This window comes from Gloeocapsa sp. PCC 7428 (genome assembly GCF_000317555.1).
In the GTDB taxonomy this organism is placed as follows: Bacteria; Cyanobacteriota; Cyanobacteriia; order Cyanobacteriales; family Chroococcidiopsidaceae; genus Chroogloeocystis.
Map to the genome: position 1 here is coordinate 3,225,847 of NC_019745.1, position 14,362 is coordinate 3,240,208.

General features: G+C 37.6%; 13 protein-coding genes. 9 read left to right on the plus strand and 4 right to left on the minus strand.

The features are described 5' to 3' along the window. Positions 1-37: 37 nt before the first annotated feature. The 6 genes from GLO7428_RS14180 (at position 38) to GLO7428_RS14205 (ending at position 8,044) form a co-directional block, all read left to right on the plus strand. A complete protein-coding gene (locus GLO7428_RS14180; protein ID WP_015189253.1) occupies positions 38-1,336 on the plus strand; it encodes an O-antigen ligase in 1,299 nt (432 codons plus the stop codon). Between the two features lie 40 nt (positions 1,337-1,376). Continuing rightward, positions 1,377-2,417: a glycosyltransferase family 2 protein gene (locus GLO7428_RS14185; RefSeq protein ID WP_015189254.1), complete on the plus strand. Its 1,041-nt coding sequence runs from the start codon at positions 1,377-1,379 to the stop codon at positions 2,415-2,417. Between the two features lie 317 nt (positions 2,418-2,734). Beyond that, positions 2,735-4,027 (plus strand): lipopolysaccharide biosynthesis protein, encoded by a 1,293-nt coding sequence (locus GLO7428_RS14190; RefSeq protein ID WP_015189255.1) that lies wholly within the window; start codon positions 2,735-2,737, stop codon positions 4,025-4,027. 68 nt (positions 4,028-4,095) lie between these two features. After that, positions 4,096-5,133 (plus strand): glycosyltransferase, encoded by a 1,038-nt coding sequence (locus GLO7428_RS14195; RefSeq protein WP_015189256.1) that lies wholly within the window; start codon positions 4,096-4,098, stop codon positions 5,131-5,133. A 102-nt stretch (positions 5,134-5,235) separates the two neighbouring features. Further along, the gene (locus GLO7428_RS14200; RefSeq protein ID WP_015189257.1) at positions 5,236-6,081 is read left to right on the plus strand and encodes a glycosyltransferase family 2 protein; all 846 of its coding nucleotides are present in this window, start codon (positions 5,236-5,238) and stop codon (positions 6,079-6,081) included. Between the two features lie 1,246 nt (positions 6,082-7,327). Then, a complete protein-coding gene (locus GLO7428_RS14205; RefSeq protein ID WP_015189258.1) occupies positions 7,328-8,044 on the plus strand; it encodes an acyltransferase in 717 nt (238 codons plus the stop codon). 162 nt (positions 8,045-8,206) lie between these two features. Here GLO7428_RS14205 and GLO7428_RS14210 read toward each other — a convergent pair whose 3' ends face one another. Next, positions 8,207-8,965, minus strand: coding sequence for a WecB/TagA/CpsF family glycosyltransferase (locus GLO7428_RS14210; protein WP_015189259.1), 759 nt, complete (start codon positions 8,963-8,965; stop codon positions 8,207-8,209). Positions 8,966-9,513: 548 nt separating this feature from the next. Here GLO7428_RS14210 and htpG point away from each other — a divergent pair. Continuing rightward, complete coding sequence (gene htpG, locus GLO7428_RS14220; protein WP_255348393.1) at positions 9,514-11,493, plus strand: molecular chaperone HtpG; 1,980 nt, start codon at positions 9,514-9,516, stop codon at positions 11,491-11,493. Positions 11,494-11,701: 208 nt separating this feature from the next. Beyond that, positions 11,702-11,938, plus strand: a complete 237-nt coding sequence (gene rpmB, locus GLO7428_RS14225; RefSeq protein WP_015189261.1) for a 50S ribosomal protein L28 — start codon at positions 11,702-11,704, stop codon at positions 11,936-11,938. Positions 11,939-11,988: 50 nt separating this feature from the next. On the opposite strand, the gene GLO7428_RS29070 is transcribed toward rpmB, so the two are convergent. Beyond that, positions 11,989-12,228 (minus strand): hypothetical protein, encoded by a 240-nt coding sequence (locus GLO7428_RS29070; protein ID WP_231295489.1) that lies wholly within the window; start codon positions 12,226-12,228, stop codon positions 11,989-11,991. A gap of 20 nt (positions 12,229-12,248) precedes the next feature. Next, entirely contained in the window at positions 12,249-12,836 is a 588-nt protein-coding gene (locus tag GLO7428_RS14235) for a DUF2887 domain-containing protein (RefSeq protein WP_051038436.1), read from the minus strand. Between the two features lie 117 nt (positions 12,837-12,953). Here GLO7428_RS14235 and GLO7428_RS14240 point away from each other — a divergent pair, with 117 nt between their 5' ends. Then, positions 12,954-13,511, plus strand: coding sequence for a Uma2 family endonuclease (locus tag GLO7428_RS14240; protein WP_015189262.1), 558 nt, complete (start codon positions 12,954-12,956; stop codon positions 13,509-13,511). A 54-nt stretch (positions 13,512-13,565) separates the two neighbouring features. On the opposite strand, the gene GLO7428_RS14245 is transcribed toward GLO7428_RS14240, so the two are convergent. Next, on the minus strand, positions 13,566-13,982 hold the full coding sequence (locus tag GLO7428_RS14245; RefSeq protein ID WP_231295490.1) for a hypothetical protein: 417 nt from the start codon (positions 13,980-13,982) through the stop codon (positions 13,566-13,568). Positions 13,983-14,362 lie beyond the last annotated feature (380 nt).

Below are 14,362 nucleotides of genomic sequence, written 5' to 3' on the forward strand. Positions count from 1 at the left end.
TAAATTCTGTAAGTTCATTATGACTGGAAAGATATAAATGAAACCCCTCAATTTTGAAGAAAAATTGGTTTGGTACACAATTATTGGCACTTATGGCTTATACATTTTCGGAGCACAGCCAATTGTCATACCTATAGTAGCTTGGATATTAGTAGGATATCTTGGCAAGAAACTTTGGCACCAATCAAAAGGTACTCCAGAGGCTCAGCAAATAACAATTCCTTTCACAGCATGGTTATGGATTATTTCGATGTGCATAATCCTAGTTGCTATAGTGATTGGAAATCTTAACTTTAATGTTGATAATATTAGATTAATGAAGTCTGTTTTTAAATGGACTAGAGAACACGCTTTATGGGGTTTACTACCTTTAGTTGCTTGCCTTAACATTAGACCCAAGTTGCTCTACAGAGCAGTTTGTATTCTTTGTGCTCAAAGCCTAATTGTTATTCCAATTTGTTACTTAGCATATTTATTACGTCTTCCTACGAGTACTTTATATGTTTCTCCTTTCGCTAAAATTGGGGGAAATTCTCCGGATCTTTATAGTTTAGTTCTTTATTTTTTAGACTATGATAGCAATCAAGTTCGCTTAGCTTTATTTGCTCCTTGGGCACCTAATTTAGCCTTAATATCACTCATTTATTTTTTTATTGCTCGGCAAGAAACAAATATAAAATGGCGTAGAATTGGCATGATAGGTGCACTTGCCATGGTGTTGGTTTCGGTATCGCGGGCAGCAATCTTATCCTTTCCAGTGATTTTATTGCTTACTTGGCTTTTAACAAACTTTACTCGACCTGGAATATATTTTGCGACAGGAATAGGCAGTTTTTTTCTAAGTATTTTCTCAACTCAAATAACTAATTTTGTTAATGATTTTACTGAACAAGTGCATAGTGCTAGAGCAACTTCCTCTGAAGCTCGAATGAACTTAGTTAAACTGTCCTTAAATAAATGGTGGAATGAAGCACCTATTTGGGGTCATGGATATACTGAACCTATAGGTCCAGCGATTGTATACTTCTTGCCAATCGGAACTTCTGGATGCGGTACTTGGGTAAACTTACTTTACACAAAAGGTTTAGTAGGTTTTATGGCATTTGCTGTGCCGTTTTTGTGGAGTCTTGTGTATTTAGTGACTCAAGCACATAGAAGTGCGATCGCGAGAACAGGATTGAGTATCATTTTAGTTTTCTTCTTTTTTTCATTCACCGAAGAACTCGACCTTTTAGCCTATCTTTACTGGCCTGGTTTGTTGATGTTAGGTCTTGCTTTAAGAGCAGAAACACAATTGACTTCTGTTAGTTTAAGAAGACCTTTACTAGAAGGCTAACTTACAGTTAATCAAATTATTATTTTAAGGTAAGAATCAAATGAAAAAAGTTTCTGTAATTATTCCAGTTTATAATGTAGAACAATACGTAGCTGATACTATTAATTCAGTCCTTCAACAATCATATACAAATTTTGAGTTAATTATCATTGATGATGGTTCTCCTGACAGAAGTATAGAAATTTGCCAAAATTTTAACGATCCTAGAATCAAGATTATTCGTCAAAAGAATCGAGGAGTAGCAGCAGCAAGAAATACAGGTATTCGTCATAGTCAAGGAGAATACTTAGCATTTTTAGATGCAGACGACTTATGGTTACCGCAGAAATTAGAAAAACATATTGAACATTTAGAAAGTTCACCAAATGTTGGAGTCAGCTTTAGCCGCTCTGCCTTTATTGATGAAGAAGGAAAGCCCTTAAAGCTGTATCAAATGTCCAAGCTTAAAGATATTACTCCGTTAGATTTACTATGTCGTACGCCAATCGGGAATGGTTCTGCGGCAGTTTTTAGAAGAGAGGTTTTTGCAGAAATCAAGTTTAAAGACGAGCTTGAGGGTACAATGGAAGACTTGTACTTTAACGAGGATAGAAACTTACATCCATCAGAAGATGTAGAATGCTGGCTACGAATTGCTATTCAGACGAAATGGAAAATAGAAGGAGTTGCAGCAGCACTAACGCTCTATCGAGTAAATCCTCATGGATTTTCTGCGCAGATTTTGAAAAAACTTAGATCTTGGGAAACATTATTGGATAAAGCTCAAGCATATACTCCTGCACAGTCTATGCGTCAGTGGAAAGCTCCAGCTATGGCATATCAACTACGACATTTGACTAGAAGAGCAGTAACTTTAGAAGCAAAATCAACAGCAATAGAGTTAATACATAAAGCCTTGTTTACACACTGGCAAATCTTAATTGAAGAGCCACATCGTACACTTATGACTTTAGCTGCTGCTTACTCATTATTTTTGTTACCGAGATCTTTACACTCTCGACTTAAAGATGTAGCTATAAAAATCGTAGGAGCAATCCAAAACCGTACTCTAATCACAGAAGAGTATCAGCAGTCAGTATAAATATTAATTACTAGCATTACATAGTATCTGAGTTAACCCACGATCAGAGTTATCAAAATGTATTAAGGGTTAACTCTATGTAATACCAATCAATACCTAATGCAAGCTCATAGTAATAGTCTTTGTAAAAGAAGTTAGTAATAATTTTACTATTACTGTAGTTTAATGAAGAGATTTTGAAGAAGAGTAGATAAGAATAGATTATCAGTAAATATATCTTAAGATTTAATTAAGTTACTTTTCACCTAAGTAATACTTCTACCATGAAAAATTAGCATCTACACAATATTTTTAAATATTTAGGCTTAAGACAAACAATGACAATTAGTATTAAAAAAGCAAGGGTAGTAGCTCATAAATTGAAATGGAAGCTCTCTGGTGAGTTTGTACGTAACATGGGCTGGCTTGGTGGAGCCGAACTAGTTAATCGTGTTTTTCGTTTAGCTACAACTGTTACTTTAGCTCGTCTACTAAGTTCTTACGACTACGGTCTTATAGCAATTATTTTAATTACGCATGATTTTGCTGCTACGTTTTCCTCTGCTATTGATGCAAAAATTATCCAAGCATCTGATAAAGACCTCAAAGTTTTATGCAACACAGCATATTGGATGAACTGGATCTTGTTCGTAGCTGTTTTTATTATCCAGTGTATTGCAGCTTTTCCGCTTGCGTGGTTCTACAACGATAATAATCTGATTTTACCTATTTGCTTTATAGCTTTAGGTTATCTATTACTACCAGTTGGATCTGTGCAATCTTCATTGATCAGGAGAGAAAATAGGCTGAATATCATAGCATTGATTAATGTTCTTCAAGGAATCAGCCTTAATGTTGCGACAGTAATATTAGCTTTTTTAGGTTTTGGGATTTGGTCAGTTATATTACCTTTCGGTTTAGCTACTCCAATTTGGCTGCTCATTAGCCTTATGAATCATCCTTGGAGACCAAAGGTGCCTTTTACTCTTTATAGATGGGAAGAAATTGCTGGATACTCCACAAATGTTATTATAGTTGAGTTTTTAAATAAGTTAAGAGCAAATTTAGACTATTTAATAGTAGGTAAGTTTCTAGGTTTTCAAGATTTAGGATTATATTATTTTGCTTTCAATGCTGGGCTAGGCATCAGCATGAATGTCCTGAATGTGATTGTTTCTTCTTTGTTTCCTCATCTATGTGCTGTACGAAATAATTTAAATCTACTCAAATCAAGATATTTGAGTAGTTTGAAAACTATTGCTTTAGTCGTTATACCATTAGTTCTTCTACAATCGAGCTTGGCTCCTTTTTATGTACCAATTATTTTTGGTCAAAAGTGGGTTCCAGCAATTCCTATTTTAATACTGATTTGTTTGTCAGCGATAACACGTCCCTTTGGAGAAGCTGCTAAGCTTTTACTCTTAGCTGTTGATAGAAGTCGGGTAGCTCTTGCCTGGAATTTAATTTTTACTTTGGTGTTTGCGCTCAGCTTAATTGTAGCTGTGCAGTGGGGAGTTTTGGGAGTAGCAGCGGCAGTTTTAATCACTCATATCATATTATTACCTCTGTTTACTCTATGGACTAGTAAATATATTTTTGACAAAAACTTACCTATGAAGCCTTTGTTATGAGCTTACGTTTGTTACTGTAAACTAGCTATTTTTTTAGAGCTAAAGAGAACAATATTCGCATAGTGAATATGAATAAAATAGATATATTACCAAATTCTCTAGAATCTATAAAGAGTCAATGCCCTGGGATTGAATTAGTTAAAGAGCAAAAAGATAGACCACTTTGGTCTGTGATGATTCCAACTTATAATCGTACCAAGTATCTAGAGCGAACTCTTAAAAGTCTATTAAACCAAGCGCTTGCGCCAGAGGTAATGCAGATTGAAGTCGTAGATAACTGCTCTACAGAGGTTGATATGGAAGCAGTTGTTAAAGATATTGGTCAGGGTAGAATTTCATTTTATCGACAACCTTATAATGTTAGTTTAACGGCTAACTTAACAGCTTGTATTCAGCGATCGCGCGGTTATTTGGTGCATATCTTACACGATGACGACGTGGTTTTACCTGGATTTTATCAACATTTACAGGAAGCGTTTGAAAAAGAACCTACCATCGGAGCAGCTTTTTGTCGATACGCTAACATAGATGAGAACGATCGCCCTGTTTATATTCCTAAGTTAGAGCAAAGTACCGCTGGTATTATTTCCAATTGGATAGAGCGAATTGCGGTGGAACCACTCATTCAACCGCCAGCGCTCGTTGTTAAACGTAGTGTTTATGAAAACATCGGCGGATTTCATCCAGAACTACGTTACACTTGCGACTGGGAAATGTGTAAGCGAATAGCCGCATATTACCCAGTATGGTATGAACCACAAATATTAGCATACTATCGGATACATTCTGCATCTGCAACATCCGATGTCATCAAGTCGGGAGCAAATGTTGCAGATCGACGTAAAGCAATTGAAATTTCACGCGCGTATTTACCTTCGCCACTTGCAGATCAGTTATCGCACAAAGCGGAAGAAGTGTCTGCAATTAATACATTAGGTGCTGCACGTCGCGCACTGAGTAGAGGTGATACTGCTACTACAATTGTTCAAATCAAACAAGCTCTTAAATGTAGTTCTTCACCAAAAATTGTTGCAGTACTGACTCTTGTTCCGATTCTAGCTGGAATAGAGCGTATGAAGCAGTATAGCTATAAACGAGCTTACTAGTGATGTGCGATCGCACTAAGAAGCAGTTGTACTCCATCAAGCTACATCGGCAAAAGCCAGTCCTACTGACAACTAAGTATCATTTTTACATAAGGCAAAGCAATGAAACTGAGTGTGATTATTCCTTGTTTCAATGCAGCTGATACTATTGCTGTTCAACTCGAAGCGCTTGCTCATCAGTCGTGGCACGAGCCATGGGAAATTATTGTCTGCAATAACGCCTCAACAGATGATACAGTAGCAATTATAAAAGAATATACAAAGCAGATTCTAAATCTCCGTCTCATCCATGCACTAGCGCGAAAAGGACCATCATACGCGCGTAATATGGGTATATTAGCGGCAACAAGTGATGCTTTTGCTTTCTGCGATGCAGATGACGAGGTTGCTCCTGGCTGGGTAGCGGCGATGGGAGAAGCGCTCACTCGTTATGAACTTGTGGCTGGTGTTCTTGATTATACAAAGCTTAATACAGCTTCGCCAAGGAAGAATCATCAACGACCATCAGGACTAATTTATCCAAAGCATCCTCCTTATCTTCCGTTTGCGGGTAGTTGCAATCTTGGTTTTCAACGCTCACTGTACCAAGCTATCGGCGGTTTTGATGAGTCTTTTTTGTATGTAGAAGATGCCGAATATTGTTGGAGAGCGCAACTTGCAGGAGCCAAAATTCATTTAGAACCAAGCGCGATCGTCTATTACCGCTTTCGTAATTCTTTGCTCAGCAACTATCACCAAGCGTTGAAATGGTCAAAGGCGTATTTATCACTTCGTCAGAAGTACGGTGGCTCTTTGAGTGCATTTTCTACCTTAAAGTTATATTTGGGTGGTTGGAAATACCTGACTTTTAATCTTCTACAAGTCCGTAATCGTGGTGACTTGGCTGATTTTGTATGGCAACTTGGCTGGAAAATTGGGGAATTGCAGGAAGCTATAAGTATGATGTGACTTGATAACTTGTATATTCAAAGCTCCATTGTTTCTACTCAGACACGTACTAACCTAAACGCAATGCAACTATATCTGCAATAAAAATTTTAGCCCTGAATTATAGCTTAACAGTGTATCTATGTATTTAGTGTATTATGTTATACGCAAGATTTATTTTTATTTTCTGATAAATATTAAATTAGAACAGTAGATAGCCATTCAATTTAGTACTTGGTATCTCTAAAGCTAAAAACATTTATTTTGATTACTTGATTAAAAAGTTCTTATTGCGAGAAGCTCTAGTCAGTATTTTGACTTATTCATTTCTTTTAAAAGCTACATTTTACATAAGAATAAAATATTATCTTTATAATTAACTAATATTAAAAGTATTTATTTGACTGTGTATTTCTATTATATAGTAAGTCTACTGCAATGATTAAGTTTTAATTGTGGGCTATCAATAGTCAATATTTAATAAAAAAACTAACAATCTTGACAAGATATTTCAACAATTAAAAAAATGCTATTTTTGACATAAATAATCAATCTCATCTTCATCAAAACTTAATATAAGTATTTGCTAGCAATACAGAATCTTATTATTGAGGCTATTGATTAGATTGAGTCTACGTATTATTATGTATATGAATCTAATAAAATATAAATAACAATATTATATAGCGCTATAAGATCAGGTTTAACATTTTATAGTCTTGACTTTACTATAAGATTAAACCCTCTGGCTAGAAAGTGATCGGCGAATAGCTAAAACACTAAGCTGTTAAGTTTTTAGGATAGCTTCCCTCGTGAACAAAGCACTAGATACTAGAAACTGGTTGCAAGAAAACCGATGCCGAAATCGGGGAAGTATCTATTTATTTGCGCCAATGGTGGACTTCAATGTAATGTCTGAAGTAGGCGACACTCCACCATAAGTTAAACGTAGTAAGTTTTAAGTTATTTGTGAATTAATTAGTGAACCTCAATTTTTTGATTGAGGCAATATGTACTGGTTTTATAAACAATAAACCAGCATAATCAAGAAAACACTCTCTTAATCTCTAAGATGAGTTTGCAGTTTTTAGAGATAGCAGACAATAGAAGCAATAAAAATCATGTCTAGAACTTTAGCTTCAGCTTCTAGGCTCTAGATTTTTTGGCTTCTTCTATAGCAAATCGCACATATTTTAAATGCCTTTAAGCAAATTAACTTTTGTTTCAGGTGTTGAATATTTTTGTAGAAATTGAGTACGGGTTAACTATGAATATCAATACGAGTAGCGTAAAACAGCAGTTTTTAGCTGAACGTCAAGAAAGGTTCTTTTGGTTACGTGCAAAAGAAACAGCAATAATTCTACTAGTAGGTTGGATTCCAAAACTTCCAGGTTCTTTATTAAGGCAGTTGATATACCGTACTATAATCAAACACATTGGAAAAGCGGTTTATATTGAATCTGGAGTAGAAATTGCTGGTGCGAATCGTATAGCAATTGGCAACCAAGTTAAAATTCTTCGTGATGTTCGTTTGACTGCTAGAGAAAAAAATAGCCAGATTTGCTTGCGCGATCGCGTATGCATTGAGCGCGGTGTCAACATCAGCGTTGTTCCTACTGAAGGAAACTGCCAAATAGAAATTGGCGAGCGTACGGTCATTGGTGCGTATAGTTGTGTTGCAGGTCCTGGTAATATTAAAATTGGTAAACACTGTTTGATTGCTTCACACGTCGGAATTTACGCTAATAATCATATTTTTGCCGATCCAGATCGTTATATTTGGGATCAAGGCGTCACTCGCCAAGGAATTACCATTGAAGACGATTGTTGGTTAGGTAACGGAGTCACAGTGCTAGATGGCGTTACTATTAGTCGAGGTAGTGTTATTGGTGCTGGTGCTGTTGTTACTAAAAATATTCCTCCGTATTCAATTGCCGTTGGTGTTCCCGCAAAAGTAATTGCGCGTAGAGGAGAGCAGAAATAGGTAAAAAATGTTGAGTAATTAGTTATTCAAGTAAGTAGGTAATCTAATTACCTACTTGTTTTTCTTCACATATCAAAACTATAATAGAAAATCTCCTTCATCTCGAAGGAGATTTTATGTGTGTCAGTAAGTACTCGATGTTTCGTTATTAAGCGTTTTATTTTAATCTACACTTTGATTAGGAACAGTGTATAACCTCAATTTTTGTTTTAGGATTAACCAGAAAAACGGTAAATCTTCTAGCAAATATCGCCTCCAAAGCCTCTTAGGTTCAACTAATAATCTATAGAGCCATTCAAGTCCAGCATTACTCATCCACTTTGGCGACCTTTTCACATTACCAGCTTCAAAATCAATTGTTGCTCCTACAGCTAGAAAGATTTTGATATTTGGCAAGCGGTTTTTATATTTTATAATCCATTTTTCTTGCTTTGGCGCGCCAACTCCTACTGCTAAAACTGATGCCTCAGATTGATTGATCATTTCAATAATTTCTGCACACTCTAGCTCATCTTTTTCAAACCCAAAAGAAGGAGAATGAGCACCTATCACTATAGACCTACCAACTTTGTTGTTTATCCGCTTAGCGGCTCGCTGTGCTACTCCTTGCTTACCTCCTAGAAGAAAGATTTTGATGTTTGGATTATTTTTATGATAGGTGTAGAATGCTGGAAATAAGTCTGAACCTGAAATTTTCTCTTTAATAGGAGTTCCTAAGAATCTTGATGCATAAACTAAAATTTGACTGTCACAAACTTTGTAATCAGCTTGCAAATAAGCTTGTAAAAACTCGCGATCGTATTGCAGCTTAACCATGTGATCTACATTAGGTGTAAATACAACACCTGACTTGAGTTGTTTAAGTAACTCCACTTTAGACAAATTGTCAAGTGAAATATTGAGTATTTTTACGAATTTCATTGGTTTATATGTAGGAAAATAATAAAGAGAAAGTTCGTTGCAGGTTTAACTTTGAATTTCCAAAAAAGGCATGAAAGAATTATCTGAACCCTGCATTCAGTACATCTTTTTTGGAGCGCAACGTAGATTGTGTATGTCTGCGAATACAGTGCCTGTGCTTTAAAAAGCACAAACATTTCTGCTCTACTGCACTTACAGTAAATTTACGTATGATTGATATCTATTGGTGAAATAGATACTAAATAGATTAATTGCTCTTTTCGGAATCTGCGGAGATATACAGTTAAGGTTTATACGATCTTCAAAGTATAGGAAAGTTAGGTAAAATTTACATAAAAACTGTGCGGTTGAAAAACCGAAGGCTATAGTGAAAATACGTAAGAACGACAAATGAATGTATTTATTACTGAAATGTAGCTAAATGTTTTTCTGAGAAAACAGAGGTAGGGGAAACCGAATATGTGGCGGGGGGCAATTTCTCTGTGTGAGATTACAGCGATCGCACTTGATCTGCCTTTATGATCCTGAATGAAGAACCGATGAGCTAAATCACCATGCTGGAACAAGGCACGATCAGTATTCATACAGAAAACATTTTCCCGATTATTAAGAAATCGCTTTACTCTGACCACGAAATATTTTTACGGGAACTCGTATCCAACGCTGTAGATGCCATCCAGAAACTAAAAATGGTATCCCGCGCAGGAGAGTATAGTGGAGATGTTGGCGAACCGGAAATCCAAATTGCGATCGACAAAGACAAAAAAACTCTCGCGATCAGCGACAACGGTATCGGCATGACCGCTGAGGAAGTAAAGAAATATATCAATCAAGTCGCCTTCTCAAGCGCCGAAGAATTTATTCAGAAATATCACAGCAAATCCGATCAACCGATTATCGGGCATTTTGGATTAGGTTTTTACTCCTCGTTCATGGTGGCGCAAAAGGTTGAGATTGATACACTCTCCTATAAAGAAGGTGCAACTGCTGTACATTGGTCGTGTGACGGTTCGCCAGAGTTTCGTTTAGAAGATTCACCCCGTACGCAACGCGGTACAACAATCACGCTGACTCTGCAAGAAGAAGAACAAGAATATCTAGAACCAGCGCGGATCAAGCAGTTGGTGAAAACCTACTGTGACTTTATGCCAGTCCCGATTAAACTCGATGGTGAGGTACTCAATCGGCAAAAAGCACCCTGGCGCGAATCTCCAAGTAGCTTAACAAAAGAAGATTATCTAGAGTTTTACCGCTACCTGTATCCTTTTCAAGAAGAACCACTAATTTGGGTACATCTCAACACGGATTATCCCTTCATTCTCAATGGAATATTATATTTTCCGAAGTTGAAGCCGGATGTCGATGTCACGCAAGGACAGATTAAGTTATTTTGCAACCAGGTGTTCGTCAGCGATCACTGCGAGGAAATTATTCCCAAGTTTTTACTGCCGATGCGCGGTGTGATTGATAGCACGGATATTCCGCTGAATGTATCGCGGAGTGCTTTGCAAATGGATCGCACTGTTCGCAGAATTGCAGATTATATTTCACGTAAAGTCGGCGATCGCCTCAAGGAACTCTACCGCGATAACAAAGAAGAATACATTAAAGCTTGGCAAGATATCGGTACTTTTGTCAAATTTGGTGCGCTCAACGACGAGAAATTCAAAAAACAAATTGAAGACATCATCATCTATCGCACGACGCACGAAGCAAAAGCCAGTGAAACCCCAAGCGTCGAGGTACAGTCGCAAGAAGGCGATGTGTGGCAAGACGTTACCCCACAAGAATCAGCAGCTACGACACTTCCATACACAACGCTGAAAGAATACCTCGAACGTAACAAACAGCGACACGAAAATCGAGTTTATTACTGCACCGATCAAGTCACCCAAGCTACATATGTAGAGTTACATAAAAACCAGGGTTTAGAAGTCCTATTTATGGACTCGTTCATTGATACCCACTTTATTACATTCCTCGAACGCGAATATCCTGATGTCAAGTTTTCGCGCGTAGACTCTGACTTGGATGAAACGTTGCTCGATCAAGATAAAGCTGCGGAAATTGTCGATCCTAAGACAAATAAAACTCGCAGCGAATTGATTAAAGAACTCTTTCAACAAGCGCTCAACAAGCCTAAACTTAATATTCGCACTGAAGCACTCAAATCAGACGATCCGCAGGGTACGCCGCCAGCAATGGTATTGTTACCCGAATTCATGCGCCGCATCCAAGAGATGAATGCATTTATGCAACAGCAAGCCGCCCAGTTTCCTGAAGAACACATTCTACTTGTGAATACCGCACACCCACTGATTCAAAATCTTGTGAGTTTAAATCAGGGTAGTATCGTGCAAGGAGATACTGCGTCTCCTTCGGCAGAGTTAGCGAATATGATTTGTCATCATGTCTACGATTTAGCGCTGATGGCACAAAAAGGATTTGATGCTGAAGGGATGAAAGCTTTTGTCGAACGGTCTAATCAGGTATTGACAAAACTAACTGAACGTGCTGCTAAGAGTTAGGGAAATCTAAATTATGGATGTTAGCCCGTATTGACGGGCTTTTTTTATGGTTGAATAATAGCCTGGCGACTTTAGTCGCGGCTTCACAAACTAAGTCTACCTTCGTGGACTAATAGATACGAGATGCGATCGCACTTCCAGCACACTCATAAGGTAATGCGGATACAATAAGAGATTGCACGTTAATTCACACACATGGAGATAGAGTATGTCGCGCAAATGTCAGCTAACAGGTAAAAAAGCAAATAATGCTTACGCAATTTCGCACTCGCACCGTCGCACCAAAAAGCTACAAGAAGCAAACTTGCAGTGGAAACGAGTATGGTGGGCGCAAGGAAATCGTTGGGTAAGACTGCTACTTTCGACTAAAGCAATCAAAACTTTAGAACACAAAGGTTTAGAAGCAATGGCAAAAGAAGCAGGAATCAATTTGAATCGCTACTAATGCGTACTTTGGGGGCATTATTGCCCCAGTATGACAAAACGAGGATCAAGTTACTGCTGTGCTACCCGCCTAACTGCTTCTAAATCAACACCAAGCCGCTCTGCAATTTGCTCTATACTCATGCCTAATTCCAGCAATATTGGCACTGCGGTTAGTTTACCTTCTTGGCGACCTTCTTGGCGACCTTCTTGGCGACCCTGTTCAAGTCCCTGTTCAAGTCCTTGTTCAAGTCCTTCTTCTAAAGCTTCTTGATAAACTCTAGTTTGCTTTAGTTCACTTAATCCCAGCATTTGTTCAATCTCCTCTCTACTCAATTCTGGGAACTTGTAAATGAGACTGTTTCTATTAATTCTATAATTTTTTGCCGCTCGGTAACATCCGTAAGTTCGCGCTGCGCTTTCTCAATTATCTGTTTTGCGGTTTCAGGTGCCGTAGCTTCTTTGACACCGACAAGTTGTAACAAGCCTAACCCAATAGAGATGTCAGCGACTTCTCCTGTAAGTTGATCTAAGTAGATGCGTTGCAGGCGCGAACTCCTGGCAAAATCTTGGTAGTGTAATGGTAATCCTGGATCTAAACGACGTTTGGTAAACACTAGAATACCTCGCCAATCATTCGCAGGTCGGTAGTCGTTGAGATAAAGAAAAATCTCGCTAAAGAAACTAGGATAAAGATCGCCGTTTAAATCGCGATAGCCTTGAAACTCCACAAAGTATATGGGCAAATCAGCAGCATAGGGAGGTGGAAGTAAAATGCCATCAATGCGAAAACTGGTTTGCTTCACCTCTTGAGACAAAAAGCTATAAGTGGATGTTCGGGGTGATAAGTCACCAATCAATTCAAACAGAATTGTGGGATAAATCTGAAAAAGCTGGTAAAACAGGCTATCAGTACGCAAGAGTTATTAGCTGATATTGTCAAAGTAAACACCATTGTAGACTAAGAGCGATCGCCACAAAAATCTTATTGCTGTATCCGTATTGCCCGCAAGTAATCAGAATCTCAAGGAGATATTATGATAAGTCTCAAACTTCCCTTAACTGATGAAGAGTTTATGCGTATTGCCTCGGAAAATGAGGAGTGGCGCTTGGAAAGCACAAAGGATGGAGAATTAGTTATTATGCCGCCTACTGGGGGAAATACTGGACGCCGTAACAGTAAAATAACAACTCAGTTGGAGCTTTGGAATAGTGCTAGCAATTTGGGTGAAGCGTTTGCTTCTTCTACTATGTTCGTCTTACCAAATGGCGCGCGACGTTCTCCTGATGCAGCTTGGATTAGACGCAATCGCTGGAACGCACTTACCCTAGAACAGCAAGATAAATTTCCCCCACTCTGCCCAGATTTTGTTATTGAACTTTGTTCTCCTTCAGATAACATTGAAGACTTACAACAAAAGATGCAGGAATATCTTGAAAATGGTGCAGTATTAGGCTGGTTAATTGACCCAAAAACACGAAGAGTAGAAGTTTATCGTATAGGTAAAAATAAAGAGGTTTTAGAAAACTCGACAATGCTTTTTGGGGAAGATGTGTTACCTGGATTTGTCTTGGATTTGCCAGCGATTTATTGATTTTACGTGGGTAAGTGTTCGTTCTTTAAAAATGAGAATTTAAGCGATCGCATTCTAAACAGCTATTACTTTACTGATTCGTTTTAACACGCGCAGCACATCATATAATTTATTTTGGTGTATTAGTAACAAAGAAAAATTATCTGAAAAATCATACTGAAGTTGCTCTTGCTTCATTATTTTGATGAACATAAATAAACTACCATCTGTTACCATACTATATACAGGTTTTTCTGCATTAGGGTTACTCATCATATAAGTTAGTGCCTGAGGTATTGCAGCTTCAAAGGAAATTGAAGATTTAGACTCAACGACAAGCACCCAAAACTGCTCTTGAATGACTAGTGTATCAATACGACCGCGTAAAATTTCATCTCGATTTTCCAGCGAAATTTCAACTGAGGCTTCTGTTGTAATAAAGAAAGGTTCATCGTAGAAGCCTGCTAATTCAAGTAAAGGCGATACGAGCAAGAGATTAACAGTTCCTTCTGCTAACTTACCACGGTTTCTATGACGAGAGAATCTCTGTTTGAGTTTATCTAAAGTTATCTTTTCTTCATCAGTAATTTCAGATAAATCTTGATGCCATTCTGTAAAAACTGCTTATTGTCAGTTGGCGTTAGGTTAAACCTCTCTTCTACATCGGCAAGTGTAGGTATGGATTTGAAAATTGCTATAGTTTGAACCATAGTTTTAATTGTTATTTTACTGGTTACACAGATATTGTATCATTCAACTATATTTAGTGAAGGCTCACTTTAGAGTGTAGTTACAGAAGTAAATAAGAGAGCGATTATTTTTTAAAATTAGTATTAGTAAATGGAATTTTAATATTTCTTAAAGAGCAATAA